The sequence below is a fragment of the Cupriavidus sp. C2SS-8b genome (genome assembly GCF_057073745.1).
Map to the genome: position 1 here is coordinate 1,833,124 of NZ_CP172716.1, position 18,992 is coordinate 1,852,115.

16 protein-coding genes and 2 pseudogenes are annotated in these 18,992 nt (G+C 67.1%); 12 read left to right on the forward strand and 6 right to left on the reverse strand.

The window, feature by feature from the left end:
* Positions 1–75 precede the first annotated feature (75 nt).
* From ACIGJB_RS08460 to ACIGJB_RS08470, 3 genes are all read left to right on the forward strand, one after another.
* The gene (locus tag ACIGJB_RS08460; protein ID WP_483729445.1) at positions 76–1,065 is read left to right on the forward strand and encodes a SphA family protein; all 990 of its coding nucleotides are present in this window, start codon (positions 76–78) and stop codon (positions 1,063–1,065) included.
* 120 nt (positions 1,066–1,185) lie between these two features.
* Entirely contained in the window at positions 1,186–2,613 is a 1,428-nt protein-coding gene (locus ACIGJB_RS08465) for an amidase (protein WP_483729446.1), read from the forward strand.
* Positions 2,614–2,672: 59 nt separating this feature from the next.
* Positions 2,673–3,668: a Bug family tripartite tricarboxylate transporter substrate binding protein gene (locus ACIGJB_RS08470; RefSeq protein ID WP_483729447.1), complete on the forward strand. Its 996-nt coding sequence runs from the start codon at positions 2,673–2,675 to the stop codon at positions 3,666–3,668.
* 162 nt (positions 3,669–3,830) lie between these two features.
* On the opposite strand, the gene ACIGJB_RS08475 is transcribed toward ACIGJB_RS08470, so the two are convergent.
* Positions 3,831–4,751, reverse strand: a complete 921-nt coding sequence (locus ACIGJB_RS08475; protein ID WP_483732287.1) for a Bug family tripartite tricarboxylate transporter substrate binding protein — start codon at positions 4,749–4,751, stop codon at positions 3,831–3,833.
* Between the two features lie 110 nt (positions 4,752–4,861).
* A pseudogene (locus ACIGJB_RS08480) lies at positions 4,862–5,428 on the reverse strand (CaiB/BaiF CoA transferase family protein); the annotation flags it as partial.
* Between ACIGJB_RS08480 and ACIGJB_RS08485 the strand changes: the two are divergent.
* The 6 genes and pseudogenes from ACIGJB_RS08485 to ACIGJB_RS08510 form a co-directional block, all read left to right on the forward strand.
* Positions 5,427–5,585, forward strand: a pseudogene (locus ACIGJB_RS08485) (enoyl-CoA hydratase); the annotation flags it as partial. The pseudogenes ACIGJB_RS08480 and ACIGJB_RS08485 overlap by 2 nt on opposite strands.
* Positions 5,586–5,813: 228 nt before the next feature.
* Positions 5,814–6,992 (forward strand): thiolase family protein, encoded by a 1,179-nt coding sequence (locus ACIGJB_RS08490; protein WP_483729448.1) that lies wholly within the window; start codon positions 5,814–5,816, stop codon positions 6,990–6,992.
* A gap of 84 nt (positions 6,993–7,076) precedes the next feature.
* Positions 7,077–7,844 carry an SDR family NAD(P)-dependent oxidoreductase gene (locus ACIGJB_RS08495; RefSeq protein WP_483729449.1) on the forward strand — a complete coding sequence of 256 codons (768 nt, stop codon included), beginning with the start codon at positions 7,077–7,079 and terminating at the stop codon, positions 7,842–7,844.
* 45 nt (positions 7,845–7,889) lie between these two features.
* The gene (locus tag ACIGJB_RS08500; RefSeq protein ID WP_483729450.1) at positions 7,890–8,654 is read left to right on the forward strand and encodes a crotonase/enoyl-CoA hydratase family protein; all 765 of its coding nucleotides are present in this window, start codon (positions 7,890–7,892) and stop codon (positions 8,652–8,654) included.
* A 112-nt stretch (positions 8,655–8,766) separates the two neighbouring features.
* Complete coding sequence (locus tag ACIGJB_RS08505; protein WP_483729451.1) at positions 8,767–9,762, forward strand: Bug family tripartite tricarboxylate transporter substrate binding protein; 996 nt, start codon at positions 8,767–8,769, stop codon at positions 9,760–9,762.
* 275 nt (positions 9,763–10,037) lie between these two features.
* Positions 10,038–11,207, forward strand: a complete 1,170-nt coding sequence (locus ACIGJB_RS08510) for an MFS transporter (RefSeq protein WP_483732288.1) — start codon at positions 10,038–10,040, stop codon at positions 11,205–11,207.
* A 43-nt stretch (positions 11,208–11,250) separates the two neighbouring features.
* On the opposite strand, the gene ACIGJB_RS08515 is transcribed toward ACIGJB_RS08510, so the two are convergent.
* Positions 11,251–12,435, reverse strand: a complete 1,185-nt coding sequence (locus tag ACIGJB_RS08515) for a BamA/TamA family outer membrane protein (protein WP_483729452.1) — start codon at positions 12,433–12,435, stop codon at positions 11,251–11,253.
* Between the two features lie 21 nt (positions 12,436–12,456).
* Positions 12,457–13,254, reverse strand: coding sequence for a hypothetical protein (locus ACIGJB_RS08520; protein ID WP_483729453.1), 798 nt, complete (start codon positions 13,252–13,254; stop codon positions 12,457–12,459).
* A gap of 250 nt (positions 13,255–13,504) precedes the next feature.
* Between ACIGJB_RS08520 and purT the strand changes: the two genes are divergently transcribed.
* Positions 13,505–14,710, forward strand: a complete 1,206-nt coding sequence (gene purT, locus ACIGJB_RS08525) for a formate-dependent phosphoribosylglycinamide formyltransferase (RefSeq protein WP_483729454.1) — start codon at positions 13,505–13,507, stop codon at positions 14,708–14,710.
* 3 nt (positions 14,711–14,713) lie between these two features.
* Here the strand turns inward: purT and ACIGJB_RS08530 are convergent, their stop codons facing one another.
* Positions 14,714–16,027, reverse strand: a complete 1,314-nt coding sequence (locus ACIGJB_RS08530; protein ID WP_483729455.1) for a mechanosensitive ion channel family protein — start codon at positions 16,025–16,027, stop codon at positions 14,714–14,716.
* An 88-nt stretch (positions 16,028–16,115) separates the two neighbouring features.
* Positions 16,116–17,363: a cyclic di-GMP phosphodiesterase gene (locus ACIGJB_RS08535; RefSeq protein ID WP_483729456.1), complete on the reverse strand. Its 1,248-nt coding sequence runs from the start codon at positions 17,361–17,363 to the stop codon at positions 16,116–16,118.
* Between the two features lie 221 nt (positions 17,364–17,584).
* Between ACIGJB_RS08535 and ACIGJB_RS08540 the strand changes: the two genes are divergently transcribed.
* Together ACIGJB_RS08540 and ACIGJB_RS08545 are read left to right on the forward strand one after the other, a co-directional pair.
* Positions 17,585–17,878 (forward strand): putative quinol monooxygenase, encoded by a 294-nt coding sequence (locus tag ACIGJB_RS08540; RefSeq protein WP_483729457.1) that lies wholly within the window; start codon positions 17,585–17,587, stop codon positions 17,876–17,878.
* Positions 17,879–17,982: 104 nt separating this feature from the next.
* Positions 17,983–18,987 (forward strand): cysteine synthase A, encoded by a 1,005-nt coding sequence (locus ACIGJB_RS08545; protein ID WP_483729458.1) that lies wholly within the window; start codon positions 17,983–17,985, stop codon positions 18,985–18,987.
* Positions 18,988–18,992 lie beyond the last annotated feature (5 nt).

Consider the following 18,992-nt stretch of genomic DNA (forward strand, 5'->3'; position numbering starts at 1 on the left):
ACTAAATTTAGTACATTCCAGAAGTCCAGATTCGCCATGCCCCGCCCCCGCTCAGCCAGCAACCGAGGACAGAACATGCCAGACGTGCCAGCCCGGCCCACGCGCCGCTTCCTTTCGCCCCGCCTGCTCGCGGCGGCATTGGCCACCTGCCTGGGCGCTGCCTGGGTACCCGCCCAGGCCACCGAAGGCGCGCTGGGGCGGCCGGTCACGGGTACCAGCGTGCTTTCCAATGCCGGCATCGTCGCGCCAGAGCCCGTTACCGTGGTCAACCTTGGCGAGATCTACCTGAACGGGTCGGTCGGTGGTGGACGGCAGGTGCCGGTCATCGGCCAGACCTCGGTCGGCATCGACGCGGAAATCGCGTTCACGCTGGCCACCTTCATGAAGGTCTGGGACACCGGTCCGGGCGCGTGGAACTTCGCGTCCAGCTTCACCCTGCCCTATGTCTGGACACAGGTCGGCGCGACGTTCAATGCCGGCCGCCTGCAGGGACGCACGGAAGACCGGGCATCGAACCTGTTCGATATCACGTTCACGCCGCTGATCGCGGGCTACCACTTTTCACAGACGGCGCACATGGCGCTCAGCCTGAACATCTGGGCACCGACCGGGCAATATGACAAGAACGCGCTGGCCAACCCGAGCCTGAACAACTGGACCTTCATTCCGCAGGTGGCCTTCACCAAGCTGCTGCCCCAGCACGGCCTGGAATTCGACGCGGTGGCCGGCCTCCAGTTCTACACGCGCAACAACGCCACCGACTACCAGAACGCCCCGCTCTTCACGCTCGATGCCATGGTGCTCAAGCGCTTTGCCAACGGCTTCGGCGCTGGCCTGGTGGCGGGCACCACGCAGCAGCTCGGCAGCGACAGCGGTCCGACCGCCGATCAGCTCAACGGCTTCCGCGGGCACGACTGGGCGCTCGGCCCGATCGTGACTTACGACACCAAGGTGGGCGCCAAAAGCAAGCTGTCGCTCGGCCTGCGCTGGGTCCCGACCGTGGCGAGCAAGAACCGCATCGACAGCACCAGGACATTCATGGGGACCGCGACACTGGTCTTCTGAGATACAGGCACAAGCCGGTCCGGGCACGCGCCTCCTGTGTATCCTTGAGGTCTGGCGGGCCGGCGCGGGGCATTCGCGACGGCCCGCCTGTCATTCGAGGAACACAGGAGACCCATCACGATGAGCGACGCGCTTTGCTTTCTGTCCGCCGTCGAACTGCAGGGCCGGATCCGGCGCAAGGAGGTATCGCCGGTGGAAGTGGTCCAGGCCGTGCTGGAACGCGCCGCCCGCCTCCAGCCCGAGCTGAACTGCCTGATCACCGTTTGCGCCGACGAGGCGCTGGCAGCGGCCCGCGCCGCCGAGCAGGCGGTGATGGCCGGCCAGCCCCTGGGGCCGCTGCACGGCATTCCCTTCACCGTCAAGGACATCGTCAATACGCGCGGCGTCCGCACCACCTTCGGCGCCGTGCCCATGCGCGACAACGTGCCGGCCGAGGATGCGGTGGCTGTCAGCCGCCTGCGCGACCAGGGGGCCATCCTGGTCGGCAAGACCACCTCGCCCGAGTTCGGCTCCAAGTGCCTGACCGATTCCCCGCTGTTCGGGCGCACCCGCAATGCATGGAGCGCGGAACGGACCAGCGGCGGCTCCAGCGGCGGCGCCGCGGTGGCGGTGGCCGCCGGCATCGCCCCGTTGGCCGTGGCGACCGACGGCGGCGGTTCGACGCGCATTCCAGCGGCCTGCAATGGCGTGGTCGGCATCAAACAGAGCCAGGGCGTGATCCCGCACAGCCAGGCGCAGGACCTGTTCGGCAACCAGACCTACGTCACCCCGACCACGCGCACGGTCGCGGACACCGGCCTGATGATGCAGGCCATGGCAGGCGAACATCCGTGCGATCCGTGGTCGATCGGCATCCCCACGCCCGACTATGTTGACGCCGCGCAGCCGCGCGGCGACCTGCGCGGCCGGCGCGTCTTGTATTGCGCGGCGCCGCCGGGACGTCCGGTATCCGCCGATGTCGCCAGCGCGTTCGAGGCGAGCCTGCAGAAGCTGGCGGGGCTGGGCGCGGAGCTGGAGCCCTTCCCTGGCGAAGGCTTCGACGTGGAGCCGATCTGGCGCGCAATCAACCACACTGTCTGGCGCACGCGCTTTGCCGATATCGTCGCCCGGCATGGCAGCGAACTCAGCCCCGCCTTTGTGCGGCAGGTCGAATCGGCCGCGCACTTCAGCGGCGTGGAATACCAGCAGGCCATGTTCGAGCGCTCCAGGCTGTTCCAGCGTGTGCAGGCGCTGCTGCAGCGCGGCGACCTGCTCGCCATGCCCACGCTGACGCGCACGGCGCTGCCGATTGGCCAGGACCTGTTCGGCACCATCGACATCGATGGCACGGCCTATGAAAACGTCCGCGCCCACTGGTTCCCGTGGACCATGCCCTTCAACATGACGGGCCACCCGGCCATCAGCCTGCCCTGCGGCTTCGGCCGCGACGGGTTGCCGATCGGCTTCCAGCTCGTGGGCCGGTTCCGCGGCGATGCGGAACTGCTGCGCGTAGCCGCCCTGTTCGAAGCCGCGCACGGCCTGACCGGCCAGTGGCCGGCGCTGCCATGACTGTCCGCCTTTCCGCCGTGTCTCCTGCTCTCAACGCTTCGCCAGCCAGCCCCACTGCCATGTACCAAGCCTCACGCCGCAAGTTCTCGCTCTCCGTTCTTGCGATGTCCGCCATCGCCATGGCCGTTCCCGCCGCTACCGCATTCGCCGCGGACAGTGCCGAGCCCATGCACATCATCGTCGGCTACGCGCCGGGCGGCGCAGCCGACAGCCTGGCGCGCATCTATGCCGAGCAGTTGCGCCAGGATGGCCACGGCACGGTCATCGTGGAAAACCGCCCCGGCGCCTCGGCGCGGCTGGCGCTGGACTACGTCAAGCGCTCGAAGCCCGATGGCAAGACCGTGTTCATCGGCCCGTCGCCGCTCTTCACCATTTTCCCGCTGACCTACAAGAAGCTGTCGTATGACGCCGACAAGGACCTGGTCCCGGCCGCCGTGCTGACCGACGTGCCAACGGTCGTCGCCGCCGGCGTGCAGCAGCCCTACAAGAACATGAAGGAGTACATGGACTGGGCGCGCCGCAATCCGGACAAGGCCAGCCTGGGCCTGGCCACGATCGGCAGCGCGGGCCATCTCGGTACGGTCGCGCTGGGCAAGACCGCCGGCGTCGCCATTACGCCGGCCGCCTATCGCGGCGCATCGCCGATGCTGGTCGACGTGATCAGCGGCAATGTGTCGATCGGCTGGGATGCGGTGGCCAGCATGATGCCGCTCTACAAGGGCGGCAAGCTGCAGTTCCTGGGCGTGAGCGGCACGCGGCGCGCCAAGGCGCTGCCCGACGTGCCCACCATGAAGGAACAGGGCTTCAGCCAGTATGACTACGCCACGAGCTGGTACGGTGTGTTCGTGCCCGCCGGCACGCAGCCGGATGTACTGGCCAAAGTGGAGAAGATGTTCCTGGCCGCGTCGGCGAACCCGTCCACCGCGGCGAAGCTGGAAGCGCTCGGGCTCGAGGTGGTGGCCAGGCCCGGGCAGGAAGCGCGGCATCGCATCCAGATGGAGCGCGCCGCGTGGCGGCCGATCGTGGAGGCGACGGGGTTCGTGGCGGAGGACTGACCGCCGGTTTGCTCCCCTCTCACGCTTGCGGGAGACGGGTTGAGGAAGAGGGCGGGACTTTGGCAAGCACGACGACGATTCACTTCGTTGAGACGCTGCCCTCTCCCCCGCCCCTCTCCAAAAGGGAGAGTGGAGAAAACAAGCGCCCGGCCTATCCCTCTCCTAATCCGCCTTCACCCCCAGCGTCTTCGCCAGCGGAATCCACCGCGCGCGCTCATCACGCACGAACTGGCCGAACGCCTCCGCCGAACCCGGCATCGGCTGCGCGCCGATCGCGTGCAGCTTGTCCTGCAGGTCCTGCTGCTTCAGCGCGTCGTTGATGGCACGGTTCAGCCCCGCCACCACCGTATCAGGCGTTCGCGCGGGTGCCACGACGCCGAACCATGCGCTGGCCTCCAGCCCGGGATAGCCCAGCTCCTGCATGGTGGGCACATCGGGCAGCAGCGGAAAGCGGCTGCGGTCCAGGATCGCCAGCGCATGCAGCTTGCCGCTCTTCGCCTGCTGCATCGATGACGGCAAGGCGTCGAACATGATGTCGATGTTCTTGCCCATCAGGCTGATGATGGCTGGCGCGCTGCCCGCGAACGGCACGTGCGTGACCTTGAAGCCAAGCTGCGATGCCGCGTATTCGCCGGCCAGATGCGTGATATTGCCGCTGCTGGCCGAACCCATGGCGAGCTTGCCGGGCGACTGCTTGCCCAGCGCCACCAGGTCCTTCACGGACTTGACTTGCAGATCCTGCCGCGTGACCAGCAGCAGCGGCGACTTGCCCATGCCCGCCACCGGCTTGAAGTCCTTGACCGGGTCGTACGGCAGCGTGGCGTAGAGCGCGCTGTTGATGACCAGCGGCGCATTGGAGCCCACCAGGAAGGTCTTGCCGTCGGGCTCGGCCCGCGCCACGGTCTCGGCGGCGATGATGCCGCCAGCCCCACCCTTGTTGTCAATCACGATGGGCGTGCCCAGCGTGACGCTGGCCTGCTGTGCCACCAGGCGCGTGATCTGGTCCGCCGCGCCGCCGGGCGGATAAGGCACGACAAAGCGAATCGGCTGCGCGCGTGTCTGCGCACCTGCTGGCGTAGCCATGACGCCTAGGACGGCTGCCGCAACGGCGGCTGCAAGGCGCAACGGGAATCTGGTCTTCACTGCTGTCTCCTCCTGGTTGGTATCTGGTTTGCAGCGACCATCGGCTGGCCCTACAACACGCCGTCCTTGCGCAGCGCTGCGATGCGCGCCGCGTCGTAGCCCAGTCCCTCAAGGACTTCGTCGGTGTGCTCGCCCAGCGTCGGCGCGGAATGCTGGTAGCGGATCGGCGTATCCGACAGCCGGATCGGATTGGCCAGCCCGGGCGCGTTGACGCCGGCACTGTGCGGCAGCGACACCTGCATTTCGCGATGGCGCACCTGCGGGTCTTCGAACACCTGCTGCATGTTGTAGATCGGGCCGCACGGCACGTTGGCGGCTTCCAGCAGCTCGACCCATTCGGTCATGGTGCGCGCGAGCATGGCCTCGGCCACCTGCGGGATCAGCATCTCGCGGTTGCGGTTGCGGTTCCCGGCCGTGGAGAAGCGCTCGTCTTCGGCCAGGTCGGGCCGCCCGATCACCTTGCACAGCGCGCGGTACTGGCCGTCATTGCCGACGGCCACGATGACATCGCCTTCCTTGCAGCGGAACACCTGGTACGGAACCATGTTCGAGTGCGCATTGCCCATCCGCTGCGGGACCTTGCCCGACAGGAAGTAGTTGATGGCCTGGTACGAGCTGGCCAAGCGGCTGATGCGCGAAGGCATGCAGACGCGGCTGGATACGCTGCTGGAACTTTCGGCCGGCTACCAGGCGCTGTCGCACCAGACCGCTGATCACCGGGAAGCCGTGCAGGCGTTTTTGGAGAAGCGCAAGCCGGTGTTTACGGGGAACTGAGTTTGATGTGTCGCGAGGCGGCCAGGCCGCCTCGGTTATCAACTCACCTGATCGACGCAGGCGGTTGGCTCATTCCGGCCGTGCCTCCGCGAGCACCTGGCCCCGTCACTTCATGCGGTGAATTTTCGACGCCGGAATCCCAAATCATCGTATCCGACGATCACTTTTGGGTACCGACGCCTCAATATCCGATTCGTCCTCGTCACTCGCTTTCCAGGAGACAACCCCATGCAACAAGCCGTCATCGTTGACGCCATCCGCAGCCCGATGGGCCGCTCCAAGCCGGGTTCGGCTTTCACCGAACTGCACGCCACCGAACTGCTGGCCCAAGTGCTCAAGGGCTTGGTGGAACGCAACAAGCTGGACCCGGGCCTGGTCGACGACGTCATCACGGGCTGCGTCACGCAGGCCGGCGAGCAGTCCGCTGGCCCGGGCCGCGTGGCCTGGCTGGCGGCTGGCTTCCCTGACCACGTGCCGGCCACCACCATCGACCGCAAGTGCGGCTCCAGCCAGCAGGCCGTGCACTTCGCCGCGCAGGGCATCATGGCCGGCGCCTATGACATCGTGATCGCGTGCGGCATCGAGTCGATGAGCCGCGTGCCGATGGGTTCGGCGCGTATCGGCCAGAACCCCTACGGCCCGTCGATGGAAGCGCGCTACGCGCCCGGCCTGGTGTCGCAGGGCGTCGCCGCCGAACTGGTGGCCGCCAAGTACGAACTGTCGCGCGAACAGATGGACGGCTACTCGGCCCGCTCGCACGAACTGGCCGCCGCCGCGCGCGAGGCCGGCGCGTTCCGCCGCGAGATCCTGCCGATCGTCACGCCCAACGGCGTGATCGAGCATGACGAGACCATCCGCGCCGGCACGACGGTTGAAAAACTCGGCACGCTGCAGGCCTCGTTCCGCAATGATGAACTGAGCGCGCGTTTCCCGCAGATCGGCTGGAACGTGACCGCGGGCAATGCCTCGCAGATCAGCGACGGCGCCTCGGCCATGCTGCTGATGAGCGAATCGATGGCGCAGCGCCTGGGCCTGAAGCCGCGCGCGCGCTTCGTGGCCTTCGATGTGTGCGGCGACGATCCGGTGATGATGCTGACCGCACCGATCCCCGCCAGCCAGCGCGCCATCAAGAAGAGCGGCCTGAAGCTGGACCAGATCGACCACTACGAAATCAACGAGGCGTTTGCCTGCGTGCCGCTGGCCTGGCAGAAGGCGCTCGGCGCCGACGCTGCGCGCCTGAACCCGCGTGGCGGCGCGATTGCGCTGGGCCACCCGCTCGGGGCGTCGGGCGTGCGCCTGATGACCACCATGCTGCATGCGCTGGAAGACAGCGGCGGCCGCTACGGCCTGCAGTCGATGTGCGAGGCCGGCGGCATGGCCAACGCGACCATCATCGAACGCCTGTAACGCTTTTGCGCGGGCCGGAATTTTACCCGGCCTGCGCTGTATTTCCCGAACACCCAAATTCCTGAATAGCACCGGAGACTCAAGATGAAACTGACCGCTGATATGTCCGCCGTCGTGACCGGCGGCGCGTCCGGCCTGGGCCTGGCGACCGCACGCCGCCTTGTCGAGCGTGGCGTGAGCGTGGTGATCGCCGACCTGTCCGAAGAACGTGGCCATGCCGCCGTCGACGAACTCGGCCCCAAGGCGCGCTTCGTCAAGGCCGATGTCTGCGACACCGAGCAGATGAATGCGGTCTATGACGCAGCCGAAGCGCTCGGCCCGCTGCGCGCGCTGGTGCACTGCGCCGGCCTGGGCGCCGCTGTGCGCGTGGTCGAGAAGGACGGTTCGCCGGGCTCGCTGGAGAAGTACGAATCGGTGGTGCGCATCAACCTGATCGGCACCTTCAATGCGCTGCGCCTCGGTGCCGCGCGCATGGCGAAGAATGAAATCGTGGACGGCGAGCGCGGCGCCTGCGTGCTGACCGCTTCGGTGGCTGCCTATGAAGGCCAGATCGGCCAGATTCCGTATTCGTCGGCCAAGGCCGGCATCGTCGGCATGACGCTGGTGGCCGCGCGTGACCTGGCGCAACGCGCCATCCGCGTCTGCACGATTGCCCCGGGCCTGTTCGACACGCCGCTGCTGGCCAAGCTGCCGGAAAACGTGCGCACCTCGCTCGGCGCCATGGTGCCGCACCCCGCGCGCCTGGGCGCGCCGGACGAGTACGCCTCGACCGCCCTGCACATCCTCGAAAACATCATGCTCAACGGCGAAACCATCCGCCTGGATGGCGCCATCCGCATGGCTCCGCGCTGAGCCGCTGATCTCTTCACGACCGATCCCAAGAACACAAGGACAAGCATGAGCGAAACGCTGCAACTCGAAACACGCGGCAACATCCTGCTGATCACCATGAACCGGCCCGAGGCGCGCAACGCCATGGACTTCGAGACCGCGACGGCATTGGCCGCCGCGCTCGACCAGCTCGAGTCGCGCGACGACCTGAGCGTGGCCATCCTGACCGGCGCGGGCGGCACCTTCTGCTCCGGCATGGACCTGAAGGGTTTCCTGGCAGGCAAGCGCCCGAGCCTGCCGGGCCGCGGCTTCGGCGGGCTGACCGAAGCGCCGCCGCGCAAGGTGCTGATCGCCGCCGTGGAAGGCTATGCCCTGGCCGGCGGCTTTGAAATGGCACTGGCTTGCGACCTGATCGTGGCGTCGAAGTCCGCCAAGTTCGGCCTGCCCGAAGTCAAGCGCGGCCTGGCGGCCGCCGCTGGCGGCCTGATGCGCCTGCCGCGCCGCATGCCGTACCACATCGCCATGGAATACGCCCTGACCGGCAATATGCTCGGCGCCGAGCAGGCGCATGCCTACGGCCTGGTCAATCGCCTGACCGAGCCGGGCCAGGCGCTCGAAGCCGCGCTGGCGCTGGCCGGGGAAGTCGGCGCCAATGGCCCGATGGCCGTGGCGGTCAGCAAGCAGATCGTCAGCGAATCGGCCGACTGGTCGGCGGCCGAGATGTTCGAGCGCCAGCGCCCGATCGTCGCGCCGGTGTTCTCGTCCGCCGATGCGCGCGAAGGCGCGGCAGCGTTCGCGGAGAAGCGCAAGCCGGTGTGGACCGGCAAGTAAGCGGCATGAAGCACTGACCCTTGCCTGTGCGGCCGGCCTTTGCGCCGGCCGCATTGCCATCCACGCCTTGAAGCACCGCAGCACATCACACAAAACCATGGAGGAGACAACCATGACCATCCGGCTGCCACAACCGCTGTTCAAGACCTACGCCGCGCTGATGCTTCCGGGCATGCTGGGCGCGGCCGCCCTGCCCCATGTCGCCCATGCCGCGTGGCCAGAAAAGCCCATCACCATCATCGTGCCCGGCGCGCCCGGCGGCACCACCGATATCCCGACGCGCCTCGTCGCGCAGAAGCTGTCGGTCCTGCTCGGCCAGCCCGTCGTGGTAGACAACCGCCCCGGCAGCGGCGGCATCATCGGCACGCAGACATTCATGCGCGCGGCCGCCGACGGCTACACGCTGCTGGTCGGCAACACCGGCTCGCATGCCATCAATTACAGCGCCTACAGCAAACTGACCTACAAGCCGCAGGATTTCGTGCCGCTCACGGACATGATCTCCTTCCCGAACGTGCTGGTCGTCAACGCGCAGTCGCCGTACAAGACCGTGGCCGATCTGGTCGCGCAGTTGAAGAGGTCGCCCGGGAAGTATTCGTATGCCTCGGCGGGCATCGGCCAGACCACGCACCTGACCTCGGAGCTGTTCCGGTTGCGTACCGGCACTGAAGTCATCCATGTGCCGTACAAAGGGTCCACGCCGGCCACCACCTCGCTGCTCGCAGGCGAAACGACGTTCATGTTCGACAACATGACGCAGGCATTGCCGCATATCCGCGCCGGCAAGCTGCGCGCGCTGGCCGTCACCAGTGCCGAGCGCCTGCCCGGCCTGCCCGATGTGCCGACCATGGAACAGGCCGGGATCAGGGATTTCGTGGTGATGGGCTGGCTTGGCGTTTTCGCGCCGGCGAAGACCCCGCCCGCGGTCGTTGCCGCGCTGCAGGAGGCGCTGGTCAAGGCCATGCGAGATCCCGAGATCGTCGCCAAGTTCCGCGAGATGGGCGGCATCGCTGGTGGCGAACCACAACCGAAGTTCGCCGCGCTCGTCGACAGCGAGGTGAAGCGCTGGGGCGAGACCATCAAGGCGTCCAAAGTCAGCCTCGACTGAGGGACCTTCGCGACGCTCGCGAGCGAAGTCTGCGCGGGCCTGGCCGATAGCCGCACAGGACATTTGCCGCGAGCCATCGGGCGGGTGCCAGCCACATTGACACCCGTCCGGCCAGCCCCTACGCTGGCTTCACTCGGTGAATTCAGCGTCTGCTTAATCCTCATGTGGAACGGCGCGGGTCACCAGGACAACAATAACGACCCGAGACATCCCCCGTGCCATCCCGCTTCGACGCGCTCCGCCCGGCGCTCCCCATCCTCATCGGTGCTTCCGTCATGCTGAGCCTGGCCATGGGCCTGCGCCAGAGCCTGGGCATTTTCATGCCGCCGTTGACAAAGGATCTCGGCATTTCGGTGTCCGACTTCACGGTGGCCATTGCCGTGCAGAACCTGGCCTGGGGCCTGCTGCAGCCGCTCGCGGGTGCGTGGGCCGCGCGCGTTGGTTTCCGGCCGCTGATGATGACTGGCTCGCTGCTCTATGTGATCGGACTGGTGCTGCTGTGCACCTCGCACGGAATGGTCGGTGTGACACTCGGCGCGGGCGTGGCCATTGGTGCGTCGATGGCTTGCACGGGCAGCGCCATCTCCATGGCGGTGGCGGCGCGGCCGGTGCCGGCGGCCATGCGCAGCACGGTGCTGGGACTCGTGTCAGGCGCCGGCTCGCTGGGTGCGCTGATCGCCGCGCCGATTGGCCAGGTGGTCTCGCAGTCGTTCGGCTGGCGCACCGGCGTGGCGGCGTTCGTCGTCCTGGCATTGGTGATGCTGCCCGCTGCATGGTTCGCCGGCCGCGTGGACCGCCTGCCTGTCGCTACGCCGCAAGGCGCGGACCAGGGCAACGCACGGCAAGCGCTGGGCTCGGCCCTGCGCCACGTACCGTTCCTGGTCATGGCGATGGCCTATTTCGTGTGCGGGATGCAGCTGGTCTTCCTGACCACGCACCTGCCCTCGTACCTCGATATCTGCGGCATGGACCCGATGCTCAGCGCGAAGGCGCTTGGCGTCATCGGCGGCTTCAACGTGCTGGGCAGCATCTTCTTCGGCTGGGCCGGCGGGCGCGTCAACAAGCTCCTGCTGCTGGGCTGCATCTACACCATCCGCTCGCTGGCGCTGACCTGGTATTTCTCGTCGGCGCCCACGCCGGCGAGCACGCTGGTGTTCGCGGCCGTGATGGGTTTCCTGTGGCTTGGCGTGGCACCGCTGGTGGCAGGCTGGATCGGCGAGACCTTCGGGCTGCGCTGGCAGGCCATGATCGCTGGCATGGCATTCTTCAGCCACCAGATCGGCAGCTTTGTCGGCGCATTCGGTGGTGGCCTGGTGTATGACGCGCTGGGGTCGTACACGCTGGCGTGGCAGGTCGGCGTGGGACTTGGCCTGACCGCGGGCGTGGCGCAGATCGCCTTTGCCGTGGCGACGCAGCGCCGCCCGCCCGCACTCGCCACCACTTAGTCCCGGAATCAGGCCTGCCACCGAGCCGTCGCGCCGCGACGGCTCAGTGCCACGCGCTGCCGACCTGGATGTAGAAGGCGTTCTGCCCCTTGCTGTGGGCGACGTCGATACCCATCGATACCCCGAGCTTGCGCGCGATCATGTAGCGAAAGCCCGCCCCCACGCTGTAGACGTTGCTGGCATCGGAGAAGTCATTCCAGCGCCCATAGGCCTTGCCAGTACCGGTGAAGCCCAGCACCGACCAGCGCGGCGTGACATCCCAGCGCAGCTCCATTTCCGCCATGACGGCATTGCGGTCCTGGTAGCGGCCCTTCTGCACGCCGCGCAGATCGACGTAAGGCTGCGCGTAGAACGGGACATCGCCGGTGGAAAAGCGCGTGTCGGCGCGCAGGCCCAGGATCAGCGTGCGTGCCAGCGGCAGCCAGGTGAAGCCGCGCGCGTTGTACATATTGAAGGTCTGCGTGCTGCCGAAACCCACGCGCGCGAACTGTGCTTCCAGTTCTGCATAGCTGCCGCGGTTCGGATAGAAAATGTTGTCGCGCGAATCGTAGTCGACGACGATGCCGCCCTTGCCGATGCGCTGGTCCTTCTCGATGGGCCCCAACTCCGTGGCGTTGCCAAACTTGAACGTGGCCGATGAATCGAACATGACGTAGCGTGGCCCCACGTACCAGCGCGAGTCGCCGATGCGCACCAGGAACTGCTGCACAAGGAAATTGCCCTGCAATTCGTAGGCGCGCGCCTGGTTCAACTGGCCGAAATAGTCCAGTTGGGCATCCACCTTTGCAATCGCGCCAAGATACCGGTAGCGGTCGCCGTCCCAAGTGTGGAAATGGCCCAGCCCAGCCGCCCAGGTGCCATTTTCCGTGTAGGCGCCGCCAACGACGGTGATGTTCGGCGGCGCGGGGCCCTTGCCGGATGCCCTCGCGTTGGCCGCGGCCTCGGCCATGGATTCCGAGAAGAACACCAGCCCGAGTCCAAAGCCATAGCCAACCGCGGGCTCGGTGATAATCGTTGGGACCGGCAGAGCGCCCTTGTGATTGAGCAGGAAGTCGCTCGCATCGAACATGCCGTCTTCGGGGTCGAAGAACGACAGGCTGCGCGCGGGCTTGTCTTGCGCCGGTGCGGAGGGCGACGCCTCCTGCGCGTGCGCACCCCATGCCGACAGGCCCAGTGCTGCCAGCAGTGCGGCCAGTGTGTTCCGGGCGGATCCTGGTGGAGGTTTCATGCTGGTACGGGCGTTGTCCGGCTATTTGCCGAAGGTCATGTTCAGGCCGGCGAACACCGTCCACTGGGGCAAGCCGCTGCCATGGTGCGCAACGGTGTACTGCGGCTCGATGAAGGCATTGAAGATGGTCGTTCCCTCTTTCCATGCCTTGCCGGCACCCAGGCCCGCCGGAATGTAGAACGTGTCGCGCTGCAGGTCGAAAGTCCAGATGCCCGTGGACCGCAGGTACCAGCCCTCGGGCAGGTTGACGATCACGAACGGCTGGGCTGTCAGCGACTGGACGGTCGGCCGGCTGCTCTGCCCAGCGAACGAGTGCTGCCACTGCAGCAGCATGCCGAGCAGGCGTGCGCGCGTGGCATGCACGGCGACGCCGGCTACGCCCGCCTGCCACTTGCCCGTGCCAAGGCTAGGATCTGTGGCCGTGGGAATGGTCAGCAGCGGCCCGACGCCAAGCTGCATGCCGCTCTCGCGAAGCAGGAAGATATCGAACAGGTTGATGTCGCCCAGCCCGGTTTCATAGCTGCCATCGACGCGCGGCCGCGTGCTGATCGGCACGGTGCCGCGCACGATCTGCGGCACGCCGACCAGGCTGCCCGGCGCCAGCGGGATGGTCGGCCGCAGCAGGAAATCGTTGGTATGCGCGTTGCTGCCATACAACCGCGGCGTGTAGTAGTTCTGGACGTTGAACGATGCGGCAAGGTTCAGCGGGTTGTTGCTCTTGTTGGCGTCATCTGCCTTGTCCTGGGCGGCCGCCGCACGCACCATGCCGGCGGCGCAGAGCGCGGCGGCAAGCATTGCGGCCAGTCGACGAGCGGGCATGCGTGCTTCTCCTTCTTCTGGTGATTGCTGCCGACTGTATCGCGGCACGCTGCCCCGGGACGCCATGCCGTCATGAAACTTTTCGACATTGTGAATTCAATGCCGTGTGCGCCCGCAGGCCGCCGCGGCCTGGGTGAACGCATGGCGCGCTGCGCACCCGCCTCGCCGCGGCGGCGCTCATGCGCGGGCTTGCAGCCCCCGGCCTGCACTACAATGCCGGCTTTCCCCGCCTCGCGAGCCACGACGCCCCATGACCACCCTCGGAACTCCCCTCTCCCCTTCGGCCACCAAGGTCATGCTGCTCGGCTCCGGCGAGCTCGGCAAGGAAGTGCTGATTGCGCTGCAGCGCCTCGGTATCGAAACGATTGCCGTGGATCGGTACGAGAACGCCCCCGGCCAGCAGGTCGCCCACCATGCGCGCACCATCGCGATGAGCGATCCGGAACAGATCAAGGCGCTGATCGAAGCGGAAAAGCCGCAGATGGTCGTGCCCGAGATCGAGGCCATCGCCACGCCGATGCTCGAGTTGCTCGAAGCCGCCGGCGTGGTGCGCGTGATTCCCACCGCACGAGCCGCGCGCCTCACCATGGACCGCGAGGGCATCCGCCGTCTGGCCGCGGAAACGCTGGGCCTGGCCACCAGCCCGTACCAGTTCTGCGATTCGCTCGAAGAACTCCAGGCCGCCATCGATGGCGGCATCGGCTACCCGTGCGTGGTCAAGCCGGTCATGAGCAGTTCCGGTAAAGGCCAGAGCAAGATCGACGGCCCCGAAGGCGTCAAGGCTGCTTGGGAGTACGCCATGGCCGGCGGCCGCGTGAGCCACGGCCGCATCATCGTGGAAGGCTTCATCGACTTCGACTACGAGATCACCCTGCTGACGGTGCGCGCGCTCGGCGCCGATGGCCAGGTCGAAACCCACTTCTGCGCGCCGATCGGCCACGTCCAGGTCAGCGGCGATTACGTCGAAAGCTGGCAGCCGCACCCGATGCACCCGGCGGCGCTCGAAAAGGCCGAGCACATTGCTCGCGCAGTCACGTCGGACCTCGGCGGCCAGGGCCTGTTCGGCGTGGAACTGTTTGTCAAGGGCGAGCAGGTCTGGTTCAGCGAAGTCAGCCCGCGCCCGCACGATACCGGCATGGTCACCATGGCCACGCAATGGCAGAACGAGTTCGAGCTGCACGCGCGCGCCATCCTGGGCCTGCCGGTCAGCACGGCGCTGAAGAGCCCCGGCGCCAGCGCCGTGATCTACGGCGGCGTGGAGGCCCGGGGCGTCGTATTCGACGGCGTGGCGGAGGCGCTGCGCGTGCCGCAGACCGAGATCCGCCTGTTCGGCAAGCCGGAAAGCTTCGCCACGCGCCGCATGGGCGTGGCGCTGGCCTATGCCGACGATGTCGACACCGCGCGCGAGCGCGCCAAGGAGGCGGCCGGACGCGTCAAGCCGCGCGTGGCGGGCTGAAGGCTACCGCATCGGCGATGCCTGCTTCTCGGGTATCGCCACTTGCGCTGCCGCGACCTGCGCCGCGGCCAGCACGGAGTTGACGCGCGCACCAGTCAGGTCCGCGCCCGAAGGCGCCTGGTAGAGCCGCAGGCTCAGCTCGGGCAGGATCGCCAGCAGGTGATCGAAGATATCGCCCTGGATACGTTCGTAGTCCATCCAACCAGTGAGCCGCGTGAAGCAGTAGATCTCCACGGGAATGCCCTGCGAATCGGACTCCATCATGCGCACGTTGAGCAGCAGGTCCTGGTGGATCTCCGGGTGCGCCTTGAGGTAGGCGATGCCATACGCGCGGAAGGTGCCGATATTGGTCAGGCGGCGGCGGTTGACCGCATCGCTGCCGGCTTCGACCAGCCGCCGGTTGGCCTCGTCGACCTCGGCCTGCTTCTGCTCCAGGTAGTCGTGCAGCAAGCGGAAGCGCATCAGCGCATGGACTTCGTCGTCGCTCAGGAACCGCACGCTGCCGGCGTCGAGGCGCAGCGTGCGCTTGATGCGGCGCGCGCCCGATTCGAACATCTGGCGGTAGTTGCGGTAGCTTTCCGAAAACAGCTTATAGGTCGGCACCGTGGTCACGGTGTTGTCCCAGTTCTGCACCTTCACCGTATGCAGGGCGATGTCCTTGACGTAGCCGTCGGCATTGCATTGCGGCATCTCGATCCAGTCGCCGATGCGCAGCATGTCGTTCGAGGTCAGCTGCGTGCTGGCCACCAGCGACAGCAGCGTGTCCTTGAAGACCAGCAGCAGCACCGCGGACAGCGCGCCGATGCCTGACAGCATCCACAGCGGCGAGCGGTCGATCAGGATCGATAGCACCAGCACGCCGCACACCAGCCACAGGCCCAGCCGCCCCACCTGCACGTAGCCCTTGATCGAGCGCGTCTGCGCACGCGTGCTGCCGGCATAGACGTCCTGCCAGGCACCCAGCGCGCCGATCATCATCATGAAGATGCAGACCCACGTGCCCGCATGGGTGACCCGTTCGACGGCCTGCGCGTAGCGGCCGATATTCGGCACTTCGTCGGCGCCCACGGTAATCACCGCGAACCACACGGCATAGCCGAAGCGCCGGTACACCCGGTGGCGCATGAGCCCCTTGCTCCAGCGGCCGTTGCCGGCCATGACCAGCAGCCGGTGCGCCACGCGCGAGACCACCTTGGCCACCAGCCACTGGGCCACCGTGGCACCCAGGATGAGGATCGCCATGTAGACGAGGTTCTGCGCCCACGGACGGGTGGGCATGGAATGCTGGATCAGGTCCGGCAGGGCATCGAAGTCCATGAAGGCACGAAAAGGCGGTTCACTCAGCCGCTCAGTGTACAAAAACGCGGCGGCAGCGCGCGGGCGAGCCTCCTTCGCCCCCTGCCGGCTAGGCGGCGGGCATCGCCGTGGCGATTGCCTCCACGGCGCCAGGTTGCCCCTGCCCGGCGTACATCGCCAGCAGCTGTTCGTCGGTATAGCCCCAGTCGGCCGGGTCTTCGAAGGCCACCACACTGTCGTCGCTGTGGCGCAGGTCGATGACCTGCGGCGGCAGCGCACGCGAGTCCGCCACCGAGTAGAACGCCATCACGCGCGGCTGCAGCGGCTCGGATTCATGCTGGGCGCAGACTACCGCCAGCCGGTTCGAGCGCAGCCGCAGCACCGTGCCGAGCGGGTAGATGCCCACGGTACGCGTAAAAGCCTTGAACACGCGGCGGTCGAACAGCGTGTCGACGCGTACCGCCATGTATTCCATGGCGCGCGCGGGTGACCATTCCTGGTGGCCGGGGCGGCTGGAAGTCAGGGAATCGTACGTGTCGCAGATGGCCGCGATCTTGGCGTGGACGCTCAGTTCGCGCCCCATCAGCCCGAACGGATAGCCGCGTCCGTCCACGCGCTCGTGGTGGTGCACGCAGACGTCCAGCACGACGTTGGCGTTCACGCGCGCTTCGTTCAGGATGCGGTAGCCCGTCGACGGATGGCGGCGGATCTCCTCGTCCTCGCCGGGCTTGCGCGAAGCGGGCTTGTGCAGCACGGCCTCGGGCAGCGTCAGCTTGCCGATGTCGTGCACGAGGCCGGCCAGGCCCAGGTCGCGGACCTCTTCGGGCGGCAGTTCCATGGTCCGCCCGACCGCGACCATCAGCGCGCACATGGCGAACGCGTGCATGTAGCTGTAGTCATCGCGCGCCTTGAGCCGCGCCAGTGCGATCAGCGCCTGCGAATGCCGCGACAGCGACTGCGACGCCGAGTCCACCAGCAGCAGCGCGCCGTCGACCTCCAGCGCGCGCCCCATGCGCACGTCGGTGAACATCGAGCCGATCACTGACTTGCCCGACTGCAGCAACTCGCGCGCGTGGCCGAACTCGGCCTCCAGGCTGATGGCGGGGACTGGCGCGGGATCCGGCTCCGGCTCTGGCGTCTCCCAGGGGTTCAGCGCCGTCGGCGGCGTTGGCGCGTTGCGGCCCTTGAGGATGTCGATCCACAGCTCCTGCACGCCCGAAGACCGGATCTGGCCGACCTGATCCTCGCTGGTCACCAGGAATTTCGATCGCGAGAATGCCCGCGCATGCCAGGGTCCGCCCAGCTTGGCAACGAACATGCCGACCTGCAGTTGCTCCGCCTTGATTCGTCTCAACATGCATTGCCCCGTGTCAAATGGTGCCTCGTTCCCGGCCCATATCGGCAGCCGCAGCCAGGACTTTAGGAAAATATGCAGCTGGAACGGAGCCGGCCGCCGCTGTCAAGCCACCGGACAATGTCCAGACGGGCTCCTCGGGCATTCCGCCCACACGGCCCGGCCCGGCTACAATGGCCCGCCAATCGCTTACCAGACGCCCGCAGACGCTCGCCGGTCATCCCATGTCCAGAACGTACACGCTAGTCGGCATTGCCCGCGCCAAGACCAATCGCCGCGAAGCTCTGGTTTCCCAGCTCGATTCGCTGCGCTCGCGCGGGTTGACGGAGCCGGGCTGCCTGAACTACCACGTCGGACAGGACGCCGAGGATGCCCAGGTCGTCGTGGTCTACATGGTCTGGGACTCCAAGGGCGCGCTGGAATCGCACTTGAACCGCGAATATATGCGTGACTTCCACGCCACGCGGCAGGAGCTGGTCGAAGGCGATTTCGACTTCCGCTGGCTGAACGCTGCCTGACGGTTCCCACGGCGCGGCCCGGCGCCTGTCTTGTCAATCTCCGCTGCCCGGTCTATCACTCTGGATGACGCCCCATGCCTTGCGGGGCGTGGCAGGAGTGCGCCATGGATGTCAGGGATGGTTTTGTCGGCACGATCGGACATACGCCGCTGATCCGGCTCGGCGGGTTGAGCGCCGAGACCGGCTGCGACATCTATGGCAAGGCTGAATTCCTGAATCCCGGCGGCTCGGTCAAGGACCGCGCCGCGCTCTACATCATCCGCGACGCCGAACGCCGCGGCACGCTGCGGCCCGGCGGCACGGTCGTCGAAGGCACCGCGGGCAATACCGGCATCGGCCTGGCGCATATCTGCGCGGCGCGCGGCTACCGTTGCATCGTGGTCATTCCCGATACCCAGTCCCCCGAGAAGATGGCGCGCCTGAGCATGCTCGGCGCCGAGGTGCGCGCGGTCCCGGCCAAGCCGTACGCCGACCCGGACAACTACCAGAAGATTGCCGGCCGGTTGGCGGCGCAGACCGATAACGCCATCTGGGCCAACCAGTTCGACAACGTGGCCAATCGACAGGCCCACTACGAAACCACCGGCCCGGAAATCTGGCAAGACACGGCCGGACACCTCGACGCCTTCGTCTGTGCCACCGGTACTGGCGGCTCGCTGGCAGGGATCTCGCGCTGCCTGAAGGAACACAATCCGCGCGTGCGCATCGTGCTCGCCGATCCCTGCGGCAGCAGCCTCTACAACTTCGTCAAGCACCGCGAACTGAAGTCAGAGGGCAATTCGATTACCGAGGGCATCGGTTCCAGCCGTGTCACCGCGAACCTGCAGGACACCGTGATCGACGACGCCGTGCGCATCGACGACCAGGCTTGCGTCGACATGGTCTACCGCCTGCTGCGCGAGGAAGGGCTGTTCCTGGGCGGCTCGACGGGCATCAACGTCGCGGCCGCCGTCGCGCTGGCGCGCGAAATGGGCCCGGGCCATCGCATCGTCACCCTGCTCTGCGACCGGGGCGATCTTTACTTCGGGCGGCTGTTCAATCAGGAGTGGCTGGCCGGAAAGGGGCTGATCCCCGCGCCGTTCACGCACGCGTCGCCGCATGCGGGCTAGGGCCC